The organism is Paraburkholderia caffeinitolerans, assembly GCF_902859945.1.
Lineage (GTDB): Bacteria > Pseudomonadota > Gammaproteobacteria > Burkholderiales > Burkholderiaceae > Paraburkholderia > Paraburkholderia caffeinitolerans.
Genome location: NZ_CADIKL010000022.1, coordinates 74,517 through 96,220, shown reverse-complemented (window position 1 = coordinate 96,220; position 21,704 = coordinate 74,517). Strand labels below are relative to the sequence as shown.

Sequence of the window (21,704 nt, the reverse complement as noted above, 5' to 3'; positions counted from 1 at the left end):
GGCTATGGTGTCGCGCCGTCGCGCATGAACGCATCGAGCACCGCGCGAATGCCTGCGTCGAAGGGCGTGCGCCGCCCAATCCCCAGCGCTTCGAGCCGCCCCGAGTCGAGGTGGCAATCGCGCGGACGCGGCGTCGCGTCCGTGGGCGCCGTCTGCGCGACGAGTTGCGCCTCGATGCCGAGCGCTCGCGCAATGCGTTGCGCGATGTCGTATTTGGTCATCGGCTCGTCGCCGGACCATTGCGCGATGCCGCACACCGCGTTGCCGTCTGCCCAGCGCGTCAGCAACTCGCGAATCACGAACGCGACGTCGGGCGTGAAGGTCGGGTAGCGCGTGGCCCAGGCGTCCATCACCGCGGGCGCGGCGTCAGCCCGCGCCGACGCGCGGATCGCCGGCACGAGGCTCGTAACCGCCGATTCCTGCCAGTCGACGATCGGACCGTACAGCAGCGGCAGGCGCAGCACCAGTGCGTTGTCGGTGGCGTCGAGCAGCGCGCGCTCGCCTTCGAGCTTGCTGCGGCCGTAGGCGTTGAGCGGGTTCGGCGCGGCGTCGGGTCGATAGGGCGGGTGCGCCCCGTCGAACACGTAGTCGGTGGAGATCGACAGCACCCACGCGCCGCGCCGCCTGGCTGCGGCGGCAATGCTGCGCACGGCGTCGACATTGAGTGCGCGCGCCGCCGCCGGGTCGTGCTCGCACACGTCGGGGCGGCGCTCGGCAGCGGCAATCACGATGGCGTCGGGCGCCTCGCCGGCGACGAATGCGTCGACCGCGCGGGCGTCGCGCACGTCGAGCGGTACTTGCCCCGCACCTACGCGGCTGAACGCGGTGGACACGACCTGCCAGTCCGTTCCGGCCGCAAGCTCACGCACGAGCGCGCGCCCGAGCAGCCCGGAAGCGCCTGCTACGGCAACCTTGAACATGGCGCGCCTCGCGTCAGGCGCCGGCCGTGCCGGTGACGGTGTAGCCTGCCTCGTCGATGGCGGCCTTGAGCACCTCGGCGCTTTGCTTCGATTCGACGCTCACGCGGCCCGAGGCCAGATCGATTTCGACCTTCGCGGCGGCATCGTGTTCGTGGATCGCGCGCGTGACGGCGCCGACGCAGTGTTGGCAGCTCATGCCTTCGACGTTGAACTGGATCATGGTGTTTTCCTTCTGGAAGAGAGCGGATAAGTGGCAAATGGGGCCGTGGCCGGATTTTGCCAGTGACTGACCTTGCTGGTGACCAGGCTGAGAGGATGCTATACCTTCCCATCGTGGGAAGGTATAGCATCGAATCATTGAAAGTAATTCAGGGGCACAGCATGAATATCGGCGAAGCGGCGCGCGAATCGGGCGTCACCGCAAAAATGATCCGTTATTACGAGAGCGTCGGCCTGCTCGCGCCGAAGGGGCGCACGGAGTCCGGCTACCGCGTCTACGGCATGGAAGAGGTGCACGCGCTGCGCTTCATCCGCCAGGCGCGGCGCCTGGGTTTTCTTGTCGAAGATATCCGGCGCCTGCTCGCGCTCTGGCATGACCGCTCGCGCGCGAGCGCCGAGGTCAAGGCGATCGCGCTCGAACACGTGTCCGAACTCGACCAGCGCATTGCCGAACTCACGCAGATGCGTGACACGCTCAAGCATCTGGCGGCCCACTGCCACGGCGACGAGCGGCCGGACTGCCCGATCATCGAACGGCTTGCCGACCCGGAACCGGTGGGGCACGACGCCACAGCCTGAGCCGGCCAGCGAGCCGGATTGGATGCGGAGCGAAGCCCGGAGGTGCAACCCATGCTGGCAAATTGTCGCAACTTTCGCGATGCGCTGCACAATTCTGGTGCGTTTCAGTGCAAGATGCGCGTGAGTTTGCCGGAGTTGCAGGGAAATTTGCCGATAAATCATGATGTTGTACAAAACACTCTGATGCGCCATTCCAGAATGGAATGCACCGCATTCGATCAATTCACTAGCCAAGCCGATTGTAATCGTTATAATGCGGGTTATCCCTTACGAGGGTAATCCCTGATGCAAATCCACCGGGGATACACCAATCCTTGGAGAACACATCATGTTTGCATACCTTCTTGAAAAGCTGAGCAACTGGTTTGAAACTGCAGAGCGTCGTCGCCGTGAAGCGTATCTCTCGACGTCCGCAGACCTCGTGCAACTCGAGCAACGCATCCGTTTGATCGAAATGCACGGCTACACGCGCTAAGCAGTCAGCAGAATTCCGCACTGTCACAAGCCCCGCATCTGGCGGGGCTTTGTCATTTCTGGGCCGGTTTCGGCATCCCCCGGTGCTCACGCGAGGCAGTCTGAACCCTGCCACGGTGGCAAGGTAAAGTCTTTTTGCGACATGCCGATATAGCGTCTTGTATAGAACCAGAGACGCATTGATCGGGGGTGCTCATGAAGTCAAATCGTTCTCGTCGCAGGTGGACGAGCCACGCGCTCATGGCGAGCGCCGTTCTGGCGACAACGCTGGCGAGCGCAGGAGCGTATGCAGGCGGCAAACCATTGATTCTGGATACGCAGCACGGCATTAGCGACGGCCAATCGGGCACGGTGCTGCAGAACGCACCGCTTTCGTCTCAACCGATGGTGCAGACCCAGTCGTTGCCCACGCTGAACGGGACGGGCGCGGACAACTCGCAGGTGCCGATCATTGTCTCGCCCTATGTCGAGGTGCCGGGTGGCGGTGGACGGCCGCCTCGGCCGATGCCGAGACCCACGCCGCAATAGTGGCGACGCGCATCATGCAGCGTCGCGCCGGGGGCGTGAATTTCAGTCGCCGCGCGATTCGATCTTGAACTGCGCACCATCGTCGAGACCAAGCGTCTTGACGAGCCACGGCATGGTTTCCTTGAGGGTGGCGGCGAGTGTGTAGGGCGGATTCAGAATGAACATGCCGCTTCCGAACAGCCCGAAACCGTCTTCGGGCGGACGGCTGACCGAGAGCGAGACGTGCAGCCAGTTCTTTTCCTGGATGCGCTTCAACTGCTCGGGAAAGCGCTGCGATTCGGGCCGCGTAACTTGCGGATACCAGACCGCGTAAGTGCCGGTGGCAAAGCGCTCAAGCCCTTCCTCAACACACGCGATGGTGCGTGCGTAATCGCGCTTGTCTTCGAACGACGGGTCGATCAGCACGAGCGCACGGCGCGGCGGCGGGGGCAACAGCGCCTTGATGCCGTCGAAGCCGTCGCCCGCGTGGATCATCACGCGGCGGCCCGCATCGCGAAAGCGGTGGCGCAGCACGTCGATCTCCGTGCTGTGCAATTCGAACAAACGCATGCGGTCCTGCTCGCGCATCAGCCGCCAGGCGAGATAAGGCGAGCCGGGATAGAAGCGCAACTCGCCGTCGGGATTGAGCGCCGCGACTTCATCGACATATTCGGCCAGCATCGCCGGCAGATCGGTGCGGCCCCAGAGCTTGCCAATGCCGGTGTCGAACTCGGCGTTCTTCGTGGCGTAGCCTTCGCGCAGCGCATAGGCGCCAGCGCCCGCATGGGTGTCGATGTACCAGTACGCCTTGTCCTTCTTGCCGAGGTATTGCAGCAACTGCACGACGACGGCGTGTTTGAGGACATCGGCGTGATTGCCGGCGTGAAAGGCGTGACGGTAGCTCAGCATGATGGGGCGGACGCGAGGTCGGTGGGGATCGAAAAAAATGCAGGCAAGTGCGAGTGCGGCCTGGTAATGCAGGCGGGCGCGCCGACGAGGTCGCGTATTGTACAACCGCGGTACCACGCCAGCGCTTTGGCCCGACGCATCACTCCGATCTTCGTGCGCGCAGCGCGCCTTAATCGTAGCTGTCGCCGACTATCGCTTCGATTTTTTCCTTCACTTCGGGCGTGATCTTCTGCGCCACTTCGCGCGCCAGCATGTTTTCGCCGATTTGCTCGACGCGCGACGCGCCGGTAATCACCGTGCTCACGTGCGGATTCTTGAGAATCCACGCGAGTGCAAGCTGGCCCACCGTGCAGTCCAGTTCCTTGGCGAAGTCCGCGAGTCTGCCGACGATCTCGTTCTTGTCGGCGTCGGTGACCTCCTTGCGCAGCCAGTCGTAGCCCTGCAACTGGGCGCGGCTGCTGGCCGGCACGCCGCCGCGATATTTGCCTGTGAGCAGCCCGGAGGCGAGCGGGCTCCAGGTGGTGAGGCCGAGACCGATGTCCTCGTAAAGTCGCTGGTATTCGTTTTCCACGCGGCGGCGGTGAAACAGGTTGTACTGCGGCTGCTCCATAACGGGCTTGTGAAGATGATGTCGTTCCGCGATGTCCCACGCGGAGCGAATTTCGTCGGCGCTCCACTCCGAAGTGCCCCAATAGAGCGCCTTGCCGCGCGAGATCATGTCGCTCATGGCCCAGACGGTTTCCTCGATGGGCGTGTTCGGATCGGGGCGATGGCAGAATACCAGGTCGACGTAATCGAGTTGCAGCCGCTTGAGTGAGCCGTCGATGGCGTTCATGAGGTACTTGCGGTTGAGCGTGTGATACTGGTTGGGCGCCTCGTTCAAGCCCCAGAAGAACTTGGTGGACACCACGTAGCTCACGCGCGGCCAAGCGAGTTCCTTGACCGCCTGGCCCATGATTTCCTCCGATTTGCCGCCGGCATAAGCCTCGGCGTTGTCGAAGAAGTTGACGCCCGCGTCGCGCGCCGCAGCAAGCGATTCGCGCGCGAGATTGTGGTCGACCTGATTGCCGTAGGTGACCCACGAGCCGATGGACAGTTCGCTGACTTGCAGGCCCGAGCGGCCCAGTCGCCGATAGTTCATGAACGCCTCCTTGTAGAGCGGCCAAACTTAGCATGATCTGTGCGGGTGTGCTGAGGACTCGCGGTGCGACAACATTGTTCGCCCCGACGTGCGGGGTGCTCGGCTTCATGCACAATAGCGCGGTTGGCCGCGGCGCAACATCCGGCCGAATGGCGTAGGTAAAGCCTTAAGCCATTCGACAGGTTTGACCGCGTGCGCGCGCCGAGGTCTCATTCCGTCTACTACCTGGAGGTGCTCGATGTCGTCTCTCACTCTGAATACGAAGCTCGATGGCAAAGTTGCGGTCGTTACTGGCGCGGCCAGCGGCATCGGCAAGCAAATCGCGCTCACGCTCGCGCAGGCGGGCGCGGCGGTCGCCATCGCTGACCTCAACCAGAGCGGCGCCGACGCCGTGGCCGAGGAGATCAAGGGCGCGGGCGGCAAGGCCATCGGCGTGGCCATGGACGTCACCAGCGAAGAGGCCGTGAACCAGGGCATCGACCGTGTGGCGGCCGAGCTTGGTCCGGTCGACATCCTCGTTTCGAACGCCGGCATCCAGATCGTGAACCCCATCGAAAACTACGCGTTCTCCGACTGGAAGAAGATGCAGGCCATTCACGTGGACGGCGCATTCCTCACCACCAAGGCCGTGCTCAAGCACATGTACAAGGACGATCGCGGCGGCGTCGTGATCTACATGGGCTCGGTGCATTCGCACGAGGCGTCGCCGCTCAAATCGGCGTATGTGGCAGCCAAGCATGCGCTGCTGGGTCTCGCACGCGTGCTCGCGAAGGAAGGTGGCAAGCACAACGTGCGCTCGCACGTGGTTTGCCCGGGCTTCGTGCGCACGCCGCTGGTGGAAAAGCAGATTCCCGAGCAGGCCAAGGAACTGGGCATTTCCGAGGAAGAAGTGGTCAAGCGCGTGATGCTGGGCGGCACGGTGGACGGCATCTTCACGACGGTCGAAGACGTCGCGCAGACGGTGCTGTTCCTCTCGGCATTCCCGAGCGCGGCCTTCACGGGCCAGTCGTTCGTGGTGAGCCACGGCTGGTTCATGCAATAACGCGGAGGACCGGCCATGGCGCAGCGCAAGAAAGGGCGGGTCGAATCGGGCGCGGTCGGAGATGAGACCGGCGCGCGCACTGGAACCGGGTTGCGGTCCGATGCTCAATCCGATATGCGATCCGATAAGGAGTCGGGCTCGCCGGCGCGGGCGAAGCCGGCGCCTTCGTCAGCTGCGCGCCCGCAGCCGTTTGTGTCGAGCTGCGCGAGCGAGTCCGGGCAGTGGGAAACCATCGCGCTCACGCTGCAGGGCGGCGGCGCGCTGGGTGCCTACCAGGCGGGCGTTTACGAAGGCTTGGTCGAAGCCGGCATCGCGCCCAACTGGATCGCCGGCATTTCGATTGGCGCGCTCAATACGGCGCTGATCGCGGGCAATCCGCCCGAGCATCGCGTGGCGCGTCTGCGCGAGTTCTGGGAGACGATCTGCCAGCCGGCGTACACGCCGCCATTGCCGGCCTTCATCGAGCACGCGCTGTTCAACTCGGGCGAGGCTATCCGCAAGACCTTTACGGCCATGCAGGCGGCGAGCGCGGTGGTCGAAGGCCAGAAGGGCTTTTTCGTGCCGCGCGTTCCACCGCCGCTGCCGCAGGCGTCCGGGCATCCGGAGAGGGCGAGCTACTACGACACCAAGCCGCTCAAGGCGACGCTAGAACGTCTGTGCGACTTCGACCGCATCAATTCGCGCGAGACTCGCGTGTCGGTCGGAGCCGTGAACGTGGCGAGCGGCAACTTCGTCTACTTCGACAACACCACCACGAAGCTGCGTCCCGAGCATTTCATCGCCTCGGGGGCGCTGCCGCCGGGTTTCGCGGCGGTGGAGATCGACGGCGAGTATTACTGGGACGGCGGGCTGATGTCGAATACGCCGCTCTACGAGGTGATCCAGACTTCGCCCCGGCGCGACACGCTCGCATTCCAGGTGGATCTCTGGAGCGCGCGCGGGCCGGTGCCGGACAGCATCGCCGACGTTCAGGGCCGCGTGAAGGACATTCAGTACTCGAGCCGCACGCGTCTCGTGACCGATATGCTGCAGCGTGCGCAGCGTTATCGGCACGTCTTGCGCGAGGTGCTCGATCGCGTCGCGCCCGAGCATCGGGACGACGCGTGGGTCAAGCTGGCCGACGAGCTCTCGTGTTCGAAAAAATACAACGTGATCCACCTGATCTACCGGCAGAAGGAGTACGAGGGCCACTTCAAGGACTTCCAGTTCGGCGTCTCGACGATGCGCGAGCACTGGGCGAGCGGTCTGGAGGACATTCGCGCGTCGCTTGCGCAGCCGGACTGGCTCGACAAGCCCGACAACGACTCCGGCTTTGTCACGCACGATATTCACCGTGACAGCCGCGGGCCCGGCAGCGGGGAGCACGGCGGCTAACAGCTAGCAGCTGGAAGCGCGCCCCAGAAAACAAAAAGCGCCCGTTCTTTCGAACGGGCGCTTTTCTTTGTGCCGGTGTTGTGCCGGTTTTGCCTTACTTCAGCACTTGCACAACAGCGTTAGCCACGGCGTCGAGGTTGCGCAGGTTCAGCGCGGCCACGCAGATACGGCCCGTGCTCACGGCGTAGATGCCGAATTCTTCGCGCAGGCGATCGACTTGCGCCGCGGTCAGGCCCGAGTACGAGAACATGCCGCGCTGCACGTTGATGAAGTTGAAGTCGCGGTCCACGCCCGCTGCCGCGAGGCGCTCAACGAGGCCCGTGCGCATCGCGCGAATACGGTTGCGCATTTCGCCAAGTTCGGTTTCCCACATCGCGCGCAGTTCGGCCGAGCCGAGCACCGCTGCGACCACCGAGCCGCCGTGCGTCGGCGGGTTCGAGTAGTTCGTGCGGATCACGCGCTTGAGCTGCGAGAGTACGCGCGCCGATTCTTCCTTGCTGCTCGTGAGGATCGACAGCGCGCCCACGCGCTCGCCGTACAGCGAGAACGACTTCGAGAACGACGACGAGACGAACACGTTGAGTTCCGAAGCGGCGAACAGGCGCACGACTTCGCCGTCTTCGGCGATGCCGTCACCGAAACCTTGGTAAGCGATGTCGAGGAACGGCACGAGGTGACGCGCCTTCACGGCTTCGATCACCTGCTTCCACTGGTCGATCGTGAGGTCCACGCCGGTCGGGTTGTGGCAGCACGCGTGCAGCACGACGACGGTGCCCGCCGCGTAGCTGTTGAGCGCGTTCAGCATGCCTTCGAAGTTCACGCCGTTGGTTTGCGCGTCGTAGTACGGGTAGGCGATTACCTCGAAGCCCGCGCTTTCGAACAGCGCGCGGTGGTTTTCCCAGCTCGGGTCGCTGATCGCGACCTTGGCGTCCGGATTCACGCGTTTCAAAAAGTCGGCGCCGATCTTCAGCGCGCCCGTGCCGCCCAGCGCCTGCGCCGTGACGACGCGGCCTGCCGCGATCAGCGGCGAATCGTCGCCGAGCAGCAGCTTTTGCACGGCTGCGTCATAGGCGGCAATGCCTTCGATAGGCAGGTAGCCGCGCGGCAGTCCGGCTTCGACGCGGGCCTTTTCCGCTTCGCGCACCGCGCGCAGCAGCGGAATCTTGCCTTCTTCGTTGGTGTACACGCCCACACCGAGGTTCACCTTGGTCGCGCGCGCATCGGCGTTATAGGCTTCGTTCAGACCCAGGATCGGGTCGCGGGGGGCGAGTTCGACAGCGGAAAAGAGGGACATGATGATTCGGCAAAAGTGAGTGGGAAGCTCGGTAGGCCGCGCGCTGCGGGTGTTTCGGGTTGCGTCGGGCAGCCGGCCACGCAACTCGCTATTGTAACGAATCCTCGGGCCGGTTTTTCGCCGACTGCGACGTTGGCGGGGCCATTTTTCTTTGCGGACCGAAGGCTCCGCGTTCGATGGCCCGCTACGGTCTGCCCGGGCCTGCCCATCGGCAAGATTCGGCAAGACGCTAGAATGGTTGTTTGCTCCGCGCCCAGGATGTCACCCATGTCCGACCACACCGTCGCCGACGCGCACGCGCTCGACGAGTCGAAGTTCGTTCAGTATGAAGGCTCGCCGTTTCAGCTCTACCAGCCGTATCTGCCGGCCGGCGACCAGCCGACCGCCATCGAAACGCTCGTCGAAGGGGTGGGGGACGGTCTTTCGTTTCAGACCCTGCTTGGCGTGACGGGCTCGGGCAAGACCTTTACGATGGCCAACACCATCGCGCGCCTGGGCCGCCCGGCCATCGTGTTCGCGCCCAACAAGACGCTCGCTGCGCAGCTCTACTCGGAGTTCCGCGAGTTCTTCCCGCGCAACGCGGTCGAGTATTTCGTCTCGTACTACGATTATTACCAGCCGGAAGCCTATGTGCCGCAGCGCGATCTCTTCATCGAGAAGGATTCGTCGATCAACGAGCACATCGAGCAGATGCGGCTCTCGGCCACCAAAAGCCTGATGGAGCGCCGCGACGTGGTGATCGTCGCAACGGTTTCGGCGATCTACGGTATCGGCAATCCGTCCGAGTACCACCAGATGATCCTCACGCTGCGTCAGGGCGACCGCATCGGCCAGCGCGACGTCATCGCGCGCCTGATTGCCATGCAGTACTCGCGCAACGAGCAGGATTTCCAGCGCGGCACCTTCCGCGTGCGTGGCGACACCATCGACATCTTCCCGGCCGAGCACGCCGAAATGGCCGTGCGCCTCGAACTCTTCGACGACGAAATCGAAACGCTGCAGCTCTTCGATCCGCTCACGGGCCGCGTGCGCCAGAAGATTCCGCGTTTCACGGTCTATCCGTCGTCGCACTATGTGACGCCGCGCGAGACCGTGCTGCGCGCGGTCGAAACCATCAAGTCTGAATTGCGCGAGCGCCTCGAGTTCTTCCATACGGAAGGCAAGCTCGTGGAGGCGCAGCGTCTTGAGCAACGTACCCGCTTCGATCTGGAAATGCTCCAGGAACTGGGCTTCTGCAAGGGCATCGAGAACTACTCGCGGCACTTCTCGGGCGCGCTGCCCGGCGAGCCGCCGCCCACGCTCGTCGACTACCTGCCCACCGACGCGATGATGTTCCTCGACGAATCGCATGTGCTGATCGGCCAGTTGAACGGCATGTACAACGGCGACCGCGCGCGCAAGGAAAATCTCGTCGACTACGGTTTTCGCCTGCCTTCGGCGCTCGACAACCGGCCGCTCAAGTTCAACGAGTTCGAGCGCAAGATGCGCCAGGTGGTATTCGTCTCGGCCACGCCCGCCGACTATGAGAAAAAAGTCACGGGTCAGATCGCCGAGCAGGTGGTGCGCCCGACGGGTCTCGTCGACCCGGTGATCGAAGTTCGCCCGGCCGCGACCCAGGTCGACGATGTGCTTGGCGAGATCAACGAGCGCGTGGCCGTGGGCGAGCGCGTGCTGGTGACCACGCTCACCAAGCGCATGGCCGAGCAGCTCACCGAGTTCCTTGCCGACCACGGCGTGAAGGTGCGCTATCTGCACAGCGACATCGACACCGTCGAGCGCGTGGAGATCATCCGCGACCTGCGCCTCGGCACCTTCGACGTACTGGTGGGCATCAACCTGCTGCGCGAGGGCCTCGACATTCCCGAGGTATCGCTCGTGGCGATTCTCGATGCCGACAAGGAAGGTTTCCTGCGCGCCGAGCGCTCGCTCATTCAGACGATCGGCCGCGCGGCGCGCAACGTGAACGGCAAGGCGATTCTCTACGGCGATCGCATCACCGACTCGATGCGCCGTGCCATCGACGAGACCGAGCGCCGCCGCGCCAAGCAGATGGCCTTCAACGAGGAGCACGGCATCGTGCCGCGCGGCGTGGTCAAGCGCATCAAGGACATCATCGACGGCGTCTACAACGTGGACGAGGCGCGCGCCGAGCTGCGCGAGGAGCAGGAGCGCGCGAAGTTCGAGGACATGAACGAAAAGCAGATCGCGAAGGAAATCAAGAAGCTCGAGAAGCAGATGATGGACTACGCGAAGAACCTCGAATTCGAAAAGGCCGCGCAGACGCGCGACCAGCTCGCGGTGCTGCGCCGGCGCGTGTTCGGGGCCAACGTGGACGACCATCCGGCCTGAGCGGCCGGAGCGTTGCTAAAACCCTGTTGCAGTGAGGTTTTCCACGTGCGGCACTTTGTTCCGCGCCGACATCGGTGTTAAACTCCGCCATTATTGAGAATTGTTCGCATTATCGTTATTACGTACATGTGCGAGACGGTTCGATGGTCATATCACTCATAAGAACACCAGGAGTTTCGATGCGGATCCATTCTCTCTTGCGCGGCACCGTTGTCATTGCAGCCGCGAGCGCGGCGTTCGCGGCCCAGGCGGCCGAATATCCGATCGGCAAGCAGCAAATCCAGGGCGGCATGGAAATCGGCGCGGTCTATCTGCAGCCGATCACGATGGATCCGGAAGGCATGATGCGCAAGGCGTCGGACTCCGATATTCACCTGGAGTCGGATATCCACGCGGTGAAGAACAACCCGACGGGCTTTGCGGAAGGCGACTGGATGCCGTATCTGCAGGTTCACTACGAGCTGACCAAGCCGGGTTCGAGCTACGTGCAAAAGGGCGACCTGATGCCGATGGTCGCGAACGACGGCCCGCACTATGGCGATAACGTCAAGCTCGCGGGTCCGGGCAAGTACCACCTGAAGCTGATCGTGGATGCGCCGATGCAGACGGGCCACATGGCATTCGGTCGTCACGTCGACAAGGAAACCGGCGTGGGTGCGTGGTTCAAGCCCATCACGCTCGAATATGACTTCCCGTTCGCGGGCATCGGCAAGAAGGGCGGCTATTAATCGTTGTTAGTCGCTGAAAATCGCTGGACTCGATGGAGCAGGTAACACCGATGACTGGAATCCGGAAGTTTGCGGCGCTCGCGCTGTGCGCGTCTTTTGCAGCGTCGCTCGCGGGCGTGGCCAATGTGGCGCATGCCGAAGATCTGCCGACGTTCAAGCTGGAAATGGCCGACGGCAAGCTCAACCCCGCGCGCATCGAGGTGCCGGCGGGCAAGCGCATCAAGATCGAGGTGCGCAACACCGGCAAGGGCGCGGCGGAGTTCGAGAGCGTCCAGTTGCGCAAGGAGAAGGTGCTTGCGCCGGGCGCGGACTCGTTCGTCGTGATCGCGCCGCTGGATCCGGGCGAGTACAAGTTCTTCGACGATTTTCATCAGCAGGCGCAGGGCGTGATTGTTGCCAAGTGATTGGCATCGTCGAAACGTCGCGCAGCAGGAAACGCGGCCGGCGCGTGAGCCGGCGGCAGGAGGTGTGTCAATGGGTCAGGTCTTGTTCATCGTCTGGCGGGAGAGCGTCGAAGCGCTGCTCGTCGTCGGCATTCTTTATGCGTGGCTGAGAAACGGCGACGCCGATGCGCGTCGCGGTTTGCCGTATCTGTGGGCCGGCGTGGGTCTCGGCGTGCTGGCGGCGCTCGCGCTGGGCGCGGCGCTCGTGGGCTTCACGGAGGTGCTGTCCGGCGACGCACAGGACTACTTCCAGACCGGCATGGTGCTGGTCGCGTGCGTGCTGATCGTGCAGATGGTGCTGTGGATGAAGCAGCACGGACGCACGCTCAAGCGCGAGATGGAGCAGTCGCTCGAGCAGACCACGCGCGATGCCAACTGGTGGGGCATCACCGTGCTGGTCGCGCTCGCCATCGCGCGCGAGGGCAGCGAGACGGTGATCTTCCTGTACGGCCTCGGTTTCGGCCAGTCGGGCCACGTGGATGCGGGCCAGTACATGGCCGTGCTGCTGGGCCTCGGCCTCGCGTTCCTCACGTTCTACCTGTTGCAGTTGGGCGGCAAGGTGTTCTCGTGGCGCCATTTCTTCCGCGTCACTGAGATCATGCTGCTGTTCCTCGGCGCAGGTCTGTTCCAGACCGGCGTGGACAAGCTCATCGACAAGGAAGTCCTGCCGACGATCGTCGACCAGGTATGGAATTCGTCGGCGATCCTCGACGATTCGAGCACCTTCGGCTCGCTCGTTGCGACGCTCACGGGCTACCGCGCCCATCCCGCGCTCATGAACCTGATCGCCTATGCGGCGTACTGGCTCGTGGTGTGGCTCCTCGCTCGCCGCGCGGGCGGCCGCGCGGCCGCCGTGACCAAGAGGAAGGCAGCATGAGTTGTTCGTTGGGCCAAGGCCCGGCCCAGCAACCGCTGAGGCAGGGCTGGCTCGCTCAGGCGGGCCAATGGATGCAGCGGCACGGAGCGGTCATTCGCGCCGTGCAGTGGGTCGTGGTGGCGGTCTATGCGTTCCTGATTCTCGTGCCCGCGGTCATGCCGCTGCCCGGCGACACGGCGCATCTGTGGAACAACCTCACGCTCGCCGCGCAGTTCGTGTTCTGGGGCATCTGGTGGCCGTTCGTGCTGCTCTCGATGGTGCTGCTCGGACGCGTGTGGTGCGGCGTGCTGTGCCCCGAAGGCGCGCTCACCGAGTTCGCCAGCAAGTTCGGGCGCGGCAAGTCCATCCCGCACTGGATGCGCTGGGGCGGCTGGCCGTTCGTGGCGTTCGGCCTCACCACCATCTACGGACAGATGGTGAGCGTCTACCAGTATCCCAAGGCGGTGCTGCTCGTACTGGGCGGCTCCACGCTCGGCGCGATGGTGATCGGCTTTCTGTACGGGCGCGAAAAGCGCGTTTGGTGCAAATATCTCTGCCCCGTGAACGGGGTTTTTTCGCTTCTGGCGCGTCTCGCGCCGTTTCACTTCAAGGTCAACGAAGACGCGTGGCGCAACTCGTACACGCACGGCGAGCATGGCGGCAAGCGCGTGATCCCCGTAAATTGCGCGCCGCTCGTGCCGCTGCGCAACATGAAGGGCGCCGCGGCGTGCCACATGTGCGGCCGCTGCAGCGGCCACCGCGACGCGATCGCGCTCACGTGGCGCTCGCCCTCGGAGGAAGTGGTGGCGCTCGGCGACAAGCAGGCGAGCGGCTGGGACACCGCGCTCATTCTGTACGGACTCCTTGGTATTGCGATCGGCGCGTTTCACTGGACCGCTTCGCGCTGGTTCGTCGACCTCAAGCAGTCGATCGCGGGCTGGCTCATCGACCAGAACATCACCTGGCCGCTCGAGACCAATGCGCCGTGGTTCCTGCTCACGCATTATCCGGAGCAAAACGACGTGTTCTCGTGGCTCGACGGCACCATGATCGTCGGCTATATCGTCGTGACGGGGCTCGTCTACGGCACGGTGCTGCTCGCGATTCTCGCGCTCTCGACCGTATTCGTCGGACGTTTCGAGCTGCGCCGGCTCCATCACTTCGCTCAGGCGCTCATTCCGCTCGCGGGCGCGGGCGTGTTCCTCGGCCTGTCGGCCACCACGCTCTCGCTGTTGCGCGCCGAACACATGCAAACCGACTGGGCCGCAAGCGTGCGCATTGCAATCCTCGTAATCACTAATGCGTGGAGCGCGTGGCTCGCGTGGCGCGTCACGGGCCGCTACAGCACGCGTCTGTGGCAGCGCGCACTGGCGCTGGCAGGCTTCTGCGCGGCGCTTGCCGTGGTCGACAGCGCGTGGTGGCTAATGTTCTGGGGCTGGGCGCATTGAGTGCGAAGTGACCCAAGCCGCATAGCTTCGTCAATCGCGAATGGCGGGTATACGGAGAAGGACAGAGCCACGGCGCAAGTGTGCGTGTACTCTCAAAAATCGGATTGGCAGTGCGCCACCCGTTTTTTGAATAATCGGAGACACGTATGCGAACCAGAGCAGTACTAACCGACGAAGACGTGATTAAAGTGGCCGATGCGGCCATCGCGCACGCTCGTGCGAACGAGTGGAAGGTGACGATCTCGATTGTCGACGACGGTGGGCATCTGCTCTATCTGCGTCGCCTCGACGGCGCGCCGCCGATCAGCAGCGACGTGGCGCCGGGCAAGGCGCGCACGGCCGCGCTGGGGCGCCGCGAGAGCCGCTTCTTCGAAGAGATGATCCGCGACGGCCGCACGGCGTTCCTGAGCGTGCCGCTCACGGCGATGCTCGAAGGCGGCTTGCCGATCGTCGTGAACGGCGACGTGGTGGGTGCGGTGGGCGTTTCGGGCGTGAAGGCCGACCAGGATGCGGCTATCGCACTGGCGGGCATCAAGGCACTGAACCTCGAGTAAGCATGGCGTTCATGGCGCGGTTCATCGCGTCATGACGTGTGTGGCAGTAAAAGCAAAAAGCCGCGGCATTGTCCGCGGCTTTTTGCTTTTTGGCTTCGTGCGGCAAACGCTTCGCGCGCCGCTACGGTTTTGAGCATGAGAACAAAAAAACGGCCTGGCTGGCTGCGACGGCTGCTTGAAGGAGGGATGCACGAACGAAGGGGTCTAGTCTCGCGTGCAAGCCGTCGTTGCTGGCTAATGCCCAACGCCTCTCGGTGGAGGCGGTCCCCACAATACCCGGTACTAAAAAACTAAAACGTCACTTGGTCAGAATCAGCTTGCCGAGCCGCGTCGCGCGCAACTGGTAAGTCTCGCCGTTGTGCACGATGCTCACGTGGCTGCGGCCTTGTAGCAGCGCGTCGCTGGCGAGCGTGCGACCGGCGCTCGCTTGCGGGTCGGCCGTGGCCGACGTGTTGGCCTTTACGCTGGCCGGGCTGGCGCTCTTTTGCGTGCCGGTTAGGGCGGAGCCAGTGCGGCGCACGCTGAGGGTCGACGAGCGGTTGAATTCGGTCATGAGCGTAACGGGGTTGGATCTCGATTCGATGAATTCATCATAAATGATAATCGTTCCCATTTGCAACTTCGAGAAATTCATCGAAATTCTGCGGCGATAGCATGGCTTGCAAAAGACAACGCCCGGCATCGAGCCGGGCGCGTGGCAAGGGGAGTGCTGCCGCTCAGTGCTGCCGCTCAGTGCAGCCAGTCCGTGAAGCCGCTCAGTGCAGCGGCGCTTCCGGCTCGCCCGGCCCCTGCACGTACTGACGAATGAGCCGCACGGTGTCGATATCCGACTCGCGATACGCCGACTTCACGATCTCCGAGGTCTGGCGGTCGTCTTCCGTGTCGGCGGTCGGCAGCGTCGTGCGGTACTCGAAGCGCAGGAACAGCTGTAACTCGTCGGGTTGCTCGATCGTCATCGTGAGCGAGCCGCCCACGTAGTCGGCAGTCGGAAGGATGTCGTAGCGCACGTTGTCGTTCGGCGTGAGCGTGACGCGGTCGCGCACCGTGGCCTGGCCGTAGTGCAGCTCGCGTTCGAGCGTGTTGCCGTCGCGCGAAAGGATCGTGCAGTCGTCTAGACCGATCACGAAAAGCTGCGGCTGCTCGGCGCGCAGTACGAGACCTTCCCAAAGCTGCTCGCGCGTCATGGGCAGGACGAGCGGGTTGAGCGGGTCGTTGATCTGTATGAGGTGTTCGAAATTCAAGGCGCGGCCTTCTTGTGGCTATTTCCGTCCGCCGCCGCTCATGCGGCGACAAGCCCCGAGCGGATCGTGATCGAGTTCGTCAGGACCTTGTGAACCGGGCAGGCGTTGGCGATCTGCAGCAGACGCTCGCGCTGCTCGTCCGAGAGCGCGCCTTCGAGCGCGATCTGGCGATCGATCGTGGTGCCTTCGCTGCCGGTTTGCATCGAGAGCTTCACACGCACGCCTTCGAGCGGCCACTCTTTGCGCTGCGCATACATCTTCAGCGTGATCGACGTGCAGGCGCCAAGGCTCGACAGCAGCAGCGCAAAGGGCGCAGGGCCACTGTCGCCGCCGCCGGCCGATGCCGGTTCGTCGGCGAACCACGTGTGGGTGCCGTCGTCGAACTGGACCTTATAGTGGGTCGAGCCAATCTGTGCGGTGACTGCGGTTTCGGCCATGCGCTCCTCGCGGACGGAACGGTTGAAAGGGAACACGCCGCGGCCCGTAGGGCTGGCCCATTGGGGCGCGCGGCACGCAAAGTCTTATTGTGACGGAAAGCGGCTCAGGTTGCGGAGGTGTCGACAACGCGCGCCGCTCGCTTTCGACACGCCCGGTGCACTCAGTGAGCGATGCGCCCCATGCGCCCGGCCTGATAGTCGAGCACGGCCTCGCGGATTTCCTGCTCGGTGTTCATCACGAACGGGCCGTAGCGCACGACCGGTTCGTTGAGCGGCAGGCCGCCGATCAGCAGCACTTCAGCGGGCTCGGTCGCGTCGGCAGGCGTGGCGATCGTGACGGTGTCGCCGTCGCCCGCGAACGCCACCATCTGCTGCGCGCCGATCGCCTCGCCATTGCCGGCGTATTGCGCCGTACCGGAAAGGCCATAGGCGAACACGTTCCAGCCCGCGGGCACGGGCTGCTCCACGCGCGCGCCGGGCGCGAGCGTGAAGTGCAAGTAGAGGATGGGCGTGCGCGTCTCGATGGCCGCCTTGGCGCCCAGCGACTCGCCCGCGATTACCTTGACCGTGGCGCGGCCGTCCGCCGAGCGGCCTTGGGGAATCCGGGCGTGCAGCATCTCCTGATAGCGCGGCGCAATCATCTTGTCGCTGGCGGGCAGGTTCACCCACAACTGCAGCCCGTGCATGCGGCCGCCGGTGCGCACGAATTCGGGGTCCGGCATTTCGCTGTGGACCACACCGGCGCCCGCCGTCATCCATTGCACATCGCCAGGCGCGAGCATGCCCGAATGGCCGGCCGAGTCCTTGTGGCCGGAGCGGCCCTCGAGCATATAGGTGACCGTTTCGAAGCCCCGGTGCGGATGATCGGGCGCGCCCTTGGCCGCGCCGGGCGCGTAATCGACCGGTCCCATCTCGTCGAGCAGCAGGAACGGGTCGAAATCCATCAGCTGGCGGGTGGGGAAGGGTCGATTGACGATGAAGCCTCCGCCCTCGGTGGTGCGAACAGCGGGAAAGACGTGGGCGATCGAGCGGACGGCCGACATGGATATCACCTCGAAAAAGTGGGAATTGCGCGATTTGCGAAACAAACCGCTATTATAGATAGCCGATTTGGCCTGTTTGGTGGCCTGATCGCAATGGATTGTCCCATCGCTGGAACGACGACATGCAAATCGATTCGCACAACCTGAACGACCTGATGTACTTCTCGCAGGTGGTGGAGCACGGCGGGTTCTCGGCGGCCGAACGCGTGCTCGGCATTTCGAAGTCGCGTCTCTCGCGGCGGGTGAGCGAACTGGAGGCGTCGCTCGGCGTGCGCCTGCTGCAACGTTCCACGCGCAAGCTCGCGCTGACCGAGGCCGGCGAACTCTTCTACCAGCACTGCCGCGCGATGCTCGCGGAGGCGCAGGCCGCGGTGAACGTCGTTCAGTCGTTGCGTTCGTCACCGCGCGGCACCGTGCGCGTGAGCGTGCCGGTCACGCTGTCGCAAACCATCTTTTCGCAGATCATCCCCGAATTCATGCATCGCTACCCCGAAGTGCGGGTGGTGATGCGCGTGACGAACCGCGTGATCGACCTTTTCGAAGATTCGGTCGATATCGCCTTGCGCGTGCGCTCAGAGCCGCCGGAGAACGCCAATATCGTGGTGCGGCCGCTCTGGCGCACCGAGCAGATGCTGGTGGGCTCGCCGAGCCTGCTCGCGCAGAACGCGCCGCCGCTCACGCCCGAGGATCTCACGCGCTTCGAAACGCTCGACACGCCCACTAGCGATGGCCGCCACGTGTATCACCTGATTGCGCCGGACGGCACGCACCACGCGCACGAGCACGAGCCGAGACTCATCACCGGCGACCTCGCGATCATTCGCGAAGCTGTGCTGGCCGGCCTCGGCATCGCCGCGATGCCGGAAATGATGTACGGCGCTGCGCTGCGCACGGGCAAGCTCTCGCCCGTGATGCCGGGCTGGACGTTGCCGGTGCCGCAACTCTATGCGGTATTTCTCTCGCGCCAGGGCATGGTTCCCGCCGTGCGCGCGTTCGTCGACTATCTGGTCGAAGCGCTTGATGCGGGGCAGGGCCTGCAGCAGGAATGCCCGCTCAGGAGCGACGTGGCTGCGCTGATGGGGCAGGGCGGCGCGGGCGGCGTGCCGCCAACGAAGGCTGCGCGCAAGAGCGAAACGGTTTGAAGGCCGCATGGCGCATCGCACATGAAAACGTGAGTTTTGCGAACATATGCGCTTGCTCGTGGATGAACTTCGAGCCGATGCGCAGGGTGCGAAGTGGGCCGTTTATGTTTAGGCATTTAAGCGCCGCCGGCAATCGTTACTTTCAATGGCCGAAGTATTGAACGCGGACGGCGGGAGGAATATATTGAAACCCTCTCGCCAAGCACCGGTCTTGTGCGGGAATTGATGGCCGCTATCATAGTGAGCCTTCAGGGCTGAAAGCGCAGTCCGTGTCGACCACGGTAGTCGCATGTGCCGATGTGAACCGAACGATTGTCGGGGATCGTCGCCACCGCCCGAATGCGCCGCGTGCGCACGAAAAAAGGCCCTCATCTGACGATGAGGGCCTTTTACTTTGGACTTCGAAATGGGTGTTTCGAACCCGCCCCGGGCTCAATGGCGTGCGGGATCGGTGACGAAGCCGAGCTTGGTCAAGCCGCCGCTCTGCGCGGCCGACATCACCTGCGCCACCTTTTCGTAGGCGACCTTGCGGTCCGCGTTCAAGTGCAACTCGGGCTGCGGTTGCTGCTGCGCCGCTGCGGCGATCTTCGTCTTGAGCGCGTCGTCGTTGACGGCTGCGCCGTCCCACAGCACCGTGCCGTCCGCTTCGATCGCGATGTTGATCTGCGCCGGCTTGGCGTCTTCCTTCTGGCTGCTCGCGTGCGGCAGATCGATCTTCACGGCGTGGCGGATCACGGGAATCGTCACCATGAAGACGATCAGGAGAACCAACATGACGTCGACGAGCGGCGTCATGTTGATCTCGTTCATCAGGCCGTCGTCGTCGTCGCTGGCAAAGGGGCTCATCGCCATGTTGCTGGCCTCCGCTCGATTAGTGGTTGCGCGCGGCGACGCGCAGATTGCCGCCCTTCGCCGTCGACGACAGGCGCGCGCCCGTCACGAAGAACGCATGCAGGCCGTGCGCGAAACGGTTGAGCTTCGTGACGACCGACTTGTTGGCGCGCGTGAGCGCGTTGTAGCCGAGCACCGCGGGAATCGCGACGAACAGGCCGAACGCGGTCATGATCAGCGCCTCGCCCACCGGGCCCGCCACCGCGTCGATCGAAGTCTGGCCCGTCGCGCCGATGGTCAGCAGCGCGTGATAGATGCCCCACACCGTGCCGAACAGGCCGACGAACGGCGCCGTGCTGCCAATCGAGGCGAGGATCGCGAGGCCCGACTGCATCTTCGCGATCGAGTCATCCATAGTGTCCTTCAGGCAGCGCGTGATCCAGTCCGAGACGTCCATGCGGTCATGCAGATGCGGCTGCGCCTGGTGATGATGCTCGGAGGCCTCCTGGCCCGAGAGCGCGAGTGCGAGGAACGGATTGTCTTCGCGCGTGCCGCTGCCGAGCTTTTTCACGCCGTCGGCGAGATCGTCCGAATGCCAGAACGAGGTCTCGGCATTCTTGGTGAGGCGCTTCAGCCGCGCGACGTTCCAGCCCTTCACGACGATCACGCACCACGACAGCACCGACATGATCAGCAGCGCGAGCGCGATGCCGCGCGTCACGAAATCCCCTTGCGCCCAGACGTGGGCGATACCGTAGTTCTGCATGGTTTTTTCCTCTAGTTCAATTCGTCTAAACGGTGCAATTCAGATAACCGCGTATTTAGTTTTGCAGGCTGAAATCGAATGGCTGCGTGTAGGCCGCGCGCACCGGCTGACCGTCTTCCATGTACGGCTTGCAGGTGCTGTTGCGCATCGCGGCCAGCGCGGCGTCGTCGAGGCGGCTGTAGCCGCTGCTCTTCCTGAGCTCGATGTTTTCGAGCTTGCCGGTGAGCCCCACCACGAAGTGCACCTGGGCCACGCCGGTCTCGCCGCGACGCTTCGAGAGCATCGGGTAATCGGGCTCGACGATATTGCAGTCGAGATGCGAGACGTTCTTGGGCGCGGAGAGCGCCATCGTCGGCTTGCCTTGCGCGGGGGCGGCGGCCTGTGTGGCGGGCGCCGGAGCGGGCGGGGTGGGCGCGGGCGGCGCCGGTTCGGCGGGCGCGCTCGTTTCCACCACGTGCTGCGAGGGCGCGTCGGCGACGGGCAGCGGCGTGGGTGCCGGCTTGGGTTTGGGCTGAACCTTGGGTTGCTCGCGGCTCACGCGCTGCACCGGCTTGGGCGGAGGCGGCGTGGGCGTCGACTGGATCGCGGCCGGCGCGGCGACCGGTTCTGGCTGGAGCAACTCGGCCGTGATGGTCCGCGATTCGAGCGAGACCGGCGTGACGGCATTGCGTTGGTACAGCGCGACGGCAATGAGTCCGGCGTGCAGCGCGACGACAATCGCGCACGCGGTCACGACACGGCGTTGCGTGCCCGAGGGACGAAAAGCTGGAAGCACTTGCGCGTGGGCGGTAGTTTGGGAAGCCTGCATATTAGCGTGGCCGCCAGAAAGGCAACGGCGCGCAGGCTGGGCAACGCGTCGCGACAGGCGGCTTTATTTGCGAAAGATCAACAGCGAAATACACACAGTGGTCACGAATCCGATCAGCAATTCCATCCCGGCACATTCCTCATCAAAAGGATACGGGGGGGCTAGCTGGCTGGTCGTGAAACTGGCTTGCTGTCGGCGGTAAGGCGGGCAATAAAGCGCCCGGGCGTGAACGCGTGCGAGCGGTACAGCAAAGGCGCGCGCCGCGAGGGGCGCGCAGCGCGGGAATCAGGCGGCCTTGCGCTCGTAGAACGTCAGGGGAACGGCTTGCGGGATGGCTGCCGGGTGCGCATGGCTCACGCCGCAGTGCGTTGCGCAGGCGCCGCTTTGCGCCATCACTTCGCGCACGGATTCCTCGCACTTGCCGCAGCAGGTCGCGACGCCGAGCTCGAACTGCAACTCGTCGAAGGAGTCCATGCCTTCCGCGATGGAGGCGCGGATCGTTCGGTCGGAGACGGACTTGCACACGCAGACAATCATGATGGACCGCAATAGAGAGAGTTAATGCGAATTATTATCATTATGTTTGCCTGCTTTGGCAA

At 64.0% G+C, this 21,704-nt stretch carries 25 protein-coding genes; 12 read left to right on the top strand and 13 right to left on the bottom strand.

Annotated elements, in window-relative coordinates:
• Window positions 1-2 precede the first annotated feature (2 nt).
• Both HV773_RS21300 and HV773_RS21295 read right to left on the bottom strand, forming a co-directional pair.
• Entirely contained in the window at window positions 3-920 is a 918-nt protein-coding gene (locus tag HV773_RS21300) for a dTDP-4-dehydrorhamnose reductase family protein (protein ID WP_129562388.1), read from the bottom strand.
• A gap of 13 nt (window positions 921-933) precedes the next feature.
• Entirely contained in the window at window positions 934-1,140 is a 207-nt protein-coding gene (locus HV773_RS21295; protein ID WP_129562387.1) for a heavy-metal-associated domain-containing protein, read from the bottom strand.
• A gap of 161 nt (window positions 1,141-1,301) precedes the next feature.
• On the opposite strand from HV773_RS21295, the gene cueR reads away from it, so the two are divergent.
• The 3 genes from cueR to HV773_RS21280 all read left to right on the top strand — a co-directional run bounded on the left by cueR (window position 1,302) and on the right by HV773_RS21280 (window position 2,720).
• Complete coding sequence (cueR, locus tag HV773_RS21290) at window positions 1,302-1,718, top strand: Cu(I)-responsive transcriptional regulator (RefSeq protein ID WP_129562386.1); 417 nt, start codon at window positions 1,302-1,304, stop codon at window positions 1,716-1,718.
• A gap of 328 nt (window positions 1,719-2,046) precedes the next feature.
• A complete protein-coding gene (locus tag HV773_RS21285) occupies window positions 2,047-2,193 on the top strand; it encodes a DUF3563 family protein (protein WP_129562385.1) in 147 nt (48 codons plus the stop codon).
• Window positions 2,194-2,432: 239 nt separating this feature from the next.
• A complete protein-coding gene (locus tag HV773_RS21280) occupies window positions 2,433-2,720 on the top strand; it encodes a hypothetical protein (protein WP_160113455.1) in 288 nt (95 codons plus the stop codon).
• 42 nt (window positions 2,721-2,762) lie between these two features.
• Here the strand turns inward: HV773_RS21280 and HV773_RS21275 are convergent, their stop codons facing one another.
• The gene (locus HV773_RS21275; RefSeq protein WP_129562384.1) at window positions 2,763-3,608 is read right to left on the bottom strand and encodes a 23S rRNA (adenine(2030)-N(6))-methyltransferase RlmJ; all 846 of its coding nucleotides are present in this window, start codon (window positions 3,606-3,608) and stop codon (window positions 2,763-2,765) included.
• A 169-nt stretch (window positions 3,609-3,777) separates the two neighbouring features.
• Window positions 3,778-4,749: a potassium channel beta subunit family protein gene (locus HV773_RS21270; RefSeq protein ID WP_129562383.1), complete on the bottom strand. Its 972-nt coding sequence runs from the start codon at window positions 4,747-4,749 to the stop codon at window positions 3,778-3,780.
• A 238-nt stretch (window positions 4,750-4,987) separates the two neighbouring features.
• Between HV773_RS21270 and HV773_RS21265 the strand changes: the two genes are divergently transcribed.
• Window positions 4,988-5,791 carry a 3-hydroxybutyrate dehydrogenase gene (locus HV773_RS21265; RefSeq protein ID WP_129562382.1) on the top strand — a complete coding sequence of 268 codons (804 nt, stop codon included), beginning with the start codon at window positions 4,988-4,990 and terminating at the stop codon, window positions 5,789-5,791.
• 114 nt (window positions 5,792-5,905) lie between these two features.
• On the top strand, window positions 5,906-7,165 hold the full coding sequence (locus HV773_RS21260) for a DUF3734 domain-containing protein (protein ID WP_129562381.1): 1,260 nt from the start codon (window positions 5,906-5,908) through the stop codon (window positions 7,163-7,165).
• A 94-nt stretch (window positions 7,166-7,259) separates the two neighbouring features.
• Here HV773_RS21260 and HV773_RS21255 read toward each other — a convergent pair whose 3' ends face one another.
• The gene (locus HV773_RS21255) at window positions 7,260-8,459 is read right to left on the bottom strand and encodes an amino acid aminotransferase (RefSeq protein ID WP_129562380.1); all 1,200 of its coding nucleotides are present in this window, start codon (window positions 8,457-8,459) and stop codon (window positions 7,260-7,262) included.
• Between the two features lie 267 nt (window positions 8,460-8,726).
• On the opposite strand from HV773_RS21255, the gene uvrB reads away from it, so the two are divergent.
• From uvrB to HV773_RS21225, 6 genes are all read left to right on the top strand, one after another.
• Entirely contained in the window at window positions 8,727-10,808 is a 2,082-nt protein-coding gene (gene uvrB / locus HV773_RS21250; protein WP_129562379.1) for an excinuclease ABC subunit UvrB, read from the top strand.
• A gap of 179 nt (window positions 10,809-10,987) precedes the next feature.
• On the top strand, window positions 10,988-11,536 hold the full coding sequence (locus HV773_RS21245) for an iron transporter (protein WP_129562378.1): 549 nt from the start codon (window positions 10,988-10,990) through the stop codon (window positions 11,534-11,536).
• A gap of 50 nt (window positions 11,537-11,586) precedes the next feature.
• Window positions 11,587-11,940, top strand: a complete 354-nt coding sequence (locus HV773_RS21240; protein ID WP_129562377.1) for a cupredoxin domain-containing protein — start codon at window positions 11,587-11,589, stop codon at window positions 11,938-11,940.
• A gap of 70 nt (window positions 11,941-12,010) precedes the next feature.
• Window positions 12,011-12,856 (top strand): FTR1 family iron permease, encoded by an 846-nt coding sequence (locus HV773_RS21235; RefSeq protein ID WP_129562376.1) that lies wholly within the window; start codon window positions 12,011-12,013, stop codon window positions 12,854-12,856.
• Window positions 12,853-14,283 (top strand): 4Fe-4S binding protein, encoded by a 1,431-nt coding sequence (locus tag HV773_RS21230; RefSeq protein WP_129562375.1) that lies wholly within the window; start codon window positions 12,853-12,855, stop codon window positions 14,281-14,283. Before HV773_RS21235 ends, HV773_RS21230 begins: the two co-directional genes overlap by 4 nt.
• A 146-nt stretch (window positions 14,284-14,429) precedes the next feature.
• Entirely contained in the window at window positions 14,430-14,837 is a 408-nt protein-coding gene (locus HV773_RS21225; RefSeq protein WP_129562374.1) for a heme-binding protein, read from the top strand.
• A gap of 298 nt (window positions 14,838-15,135) precedes the next feature.
• On the opposite strand, the gene hemP is transcribed toward HV773_RS21225, so the two are convergent.
• From hemP to HV773_RS21205, 4 genes are all read right to left on the bottom strand, one after another.
• Complete coding sequence (hemP, locus tag HV773_RS21220; protein WP_129563360.1) at window positions 15,136-15,390, bottom strand: hemin uptake protein HemP; 255 nt, start codon at window positions 15,388-15,390, stop codon at window positions 15,136-15,138.
• A gap of 202 nt (window positions 15,391-15,592) precedes the next feature.
• Window positions 15,593-16,078, bottom strand: coding sequence for an SRPBCC family protein (locus tag HV773_RS21215; protein ID WP_129562373.1), 486 nt, complete (start codon window positions 16,076-16,078; stop codon window positions 15,593-15,595).
• A 38-nt stretch (window positions 16,079-16,116) separates the two neighbouring features.
• The gene (locus HV773_RS21210; protein ID WP_129562372.1) at window positions 16,117-16,515 is read right to left on the bottom strand and encodes an OsmC family protein; all 399 of its coding nucleotides are present in this window, start codon (window positions 16,513-16,515) and stop codon (window positions 16,117-16,119) included.
• 161 nt (window positions 16,516-16,676) lie between these two features.
• Window positions 16,677-17,558, bottom strand: coding sequence for a pirin family protein (locus HV773_RS21205; protein WP_129562371.1), 882 nt, complete (start codon window positions 17,556-17,558; stop codon window positions 16,677-16,679).
• A gap of 122 nt (window positions 17,559-17,680) precedes the next feature.
• Here HV773_RS21205 and HV773_RS21200 point away from each other — a divergent pair, with 122 nt between their 5' ends.
• Complete coding sequence (locus HV773_RS21200) at window positions 17,681-18,700, top strand: LysR family transcriptional regulator (protein ID WP_129562370.1); 1,020 nt, start codon at window positions 17,681-17,683, stop codon at window positions 18,698-18,700.
• A gap of 432 nt (window positions 18,701-19,132) precedes the next feature.
• Here the strand turns inward: HV773_RS21200 and HV773_RS21195 are convergent, their stop codons facing one another.
• The 4 genes from HV773_RS21195 to HV773_RS21180 form a co-directional block, all read right to left on the bottom strand.
• A complete protein-coding gene (locus tag HV773_RS21195; protein ID WP_035522840.1) occupies window positions 19,133-19,552 on the bottom strand; it encodes an ExbD/TolR family protein in 420 nt (139 codons plus the stop codon).
• 19 nt (window positions 19,553-19,571) lie between these two features.
• The gene (locus tag HV773_RS21190; protein WP_129562369.1) at window positions 19,572-20,297 is read right to left on the bottom strand and encodes a MotA/TolQ/ExbB proton channel family protein; all 726 of its coding nucleotides are present in this window, start codon (window positions 20,295-20,297) and stop codon (window positions 19,572-19,574) included.
• Between the two features lie 55 nt (window positions 20,298-20,352).
• Window positions 20,353-21,105 (bottom strand): energy transducer TonB, encoded by a 753-nt coding sequence (locus HV773_RS21185; protein WP_129562368.1) that lies wholly within the window; start codon window positions 21,103-21,105, stop codon window positions 20,353-20,355.
• A 285-nt stretch (window positions 21,106-21,390) separates the two neighbouring features.
• Entirely contained in the window at window positions 21,391-21,642 is a 252-nt protein-coding gene (locus HV773_RS21180; RefSeq protein WP_129562367.1) for a (2Fe-2S)-binding protein, read from the bottom strand.
• Window positions 21,643-21,704 lie beyond the last annotated feature (62 nt).

What these genes read in the sequence shown, in the direction of transcription:
- HV773_RS21300 (WP_129562388.1), bottom strand. Translation starts at nt 920, where the DNA reads ATGTTCAAGGTTGCCGTAGCAGGCGCTTCCGGGCTGCTCGGGCGCGCG.
- HV773_RS21295 (WP_129562387.1), bottom strand. Translation starts at nt 1,140, where the DNA reads ATGATCCAGTTCAACGTCGAAGGCATGAGCTGCCAACACTGCGTCGGC.
- cueR (WP_129562386.1), top strand. Translation starts at nt 1,302, where the DNA reads ATGAATATCGGCGAAGCGGCGCGCGAATCGGGCGTCACCGCAAAAATG.
- HV773_RS21285 (WP_129562385.1), top strand. Translation starts at nt 2,047, where the DNA reads ATGTTTGCATACCTTCTTGAAAAGCTGAGCAACTGGTTTGAAACTGCA.
- HV773_RS21280 (WP_160113455.1), top strand. Translation starts at nt 2,433, where the DNA reads ATGGCGAGCGCCGTTCTGGCGACAACGCTGGCGAGCGCAGGAGCGTAT.
- HV773_RS21275 (WP_129562384.1), bottom strand. Translation starts at nt 3,608, where the DNA reads ATGCTGAGCTACCGTCACGCCTTTCACGCCGGCAATCACGCCGATGTC.
- HV773_RS21270 (WP_129562383.1), bottom strand. Translation starts at nt 4,749, where the DNA reads ATGAACTATCGGCGACTGGGCCGCTCGGGCCTGCAAGTCAGCGAACTG.
- HV773_RS21265 (WP_129562382.1), top strand. Translation starts at nt 4,988, where the DNA reads ATGTCGTCTCTCACTCTGAATACGAAGCTCGATGGCAAAGTTGCGGTC.
- HV773_RS21260 (WP_129562381.1), top strand. Translation starts at nt 5,906, where the DNA reads ATGCGATCCGATAAGGAGTCGGGCTCGCCGGCGCGGGCGAAGCCGGCG.
- HV773_RS21255 (WP_129562380.1), bottom strand. Translation starts at nt 8,459, where the DNA reads ATGTCCCTCTTTTCCGCTGTCGAACTCGCCCCCCGCGACCCGATCCTG.
- uvrB (WP_129562379.1), top strand. Translation starts at nt 8,727, where the DNA reads ATGTCCGACCACACCGTCGCCGACGCGCACGCGCTCGACGAGTCGAAG.
- HV773_RS21245 (WP_129562378.1), top strand. Translation starts at nt 10,988, where the DNA reads ATGCGGATCCATTCTCTCTTGCGCGGCACCGTTGTCATTGCAGCCGCG.
- HV773_RS21240 (WP_129562377.1), top strand. Translation starts at nt 11,587, where the DNA reads ATGACTGGAATCCGGAAGTTTGCGGCGCTCGCGCTGTGCGCGTCTTTT.
- HV773_RS21235 (WP_129562376.1), top strand. Translation starts at nt 12,011, where the DNA reads ATGGGTCAGGTCTTGTTCATCGTCTGGCGGGAGAGCGTCGAAGCGCTG.
- HV773_RS21230 (WP_129562375.1), top strand. Translation starts at nt 12,853, where the DNA reads ATGAGTTGTTCGTTGGGCCAAGGCCCGGCCCAGCAACCGCTGAGGCAG.
- HV773_RS21225 (WP_129562374.1), top strand. Translation starts at nt 14,430, where the DNA reads ATGCGAACCAGAGCAGTACTAACCGACGAAGACGTGATTAAAGTGGCC.
- hemP (WP_129563360.1), bottom strand. Translation starts at nt 15,390, where the DNA reads ATGACCGAATTCAACCGCTCGTCGACCCTCAGCGTGCGCCGCACTGGC.
- HV773_RS21210 (WP_129562372.1), bottom strand. Translation starts at nt 16,515, where the DNA reads ATGGCCGAAACCGCAGTCACCGCACAGATTGGCTCGACCCACTATAAG.
- HV773_RS21205 (WP_129562371.1), bottom strand. Translation starts at nt 17,558, where the DNA reads ATGTCGGCCGTCCGCTCGATCGCCCACGTCTTTCCCGCTGTTCGCACC.
- HV773_RS21200 (WP_129562370.1), top strand. Translation starts at nt 17,681, where the DNA reads ATGCAAATCGATTCGCACAACCTGAACGACCTGATGTACTTCTCGCAG.
- HV773_RS21195 (WP_035522840.1), bottom strand. Translation starts at nt 19,552, where the DNA reads ATGGCGATGAGCCCCTTTGCCAGCGACGACGACGACGGCCTGATGAAC.
- HV773_RS21190 (WP_129562369.1), bottom strand. Translation starts at nt 20,297, where the DNA reads ATGCAGAACTACGGTATCGCCCACGTCTGGGCGCAAGGGGATTTCGTG.
- HV773_RS21185 (WP_129562368.1), bottom strand. Translation starts at nt 21,105, where the DNA reads ATGCAGGCTTCCCAAACTACCGCCCACGCGCAAGTGCTTCCAGCTTTT.
- HV773_RS21180 (WP_129562367.1), bottom strand. Translation starts at nt 21,642, where the DNA reads ATGATTGTCTGCGTGTGCAAGTCCGTCTCCGACCGAACGATCCGCGCC.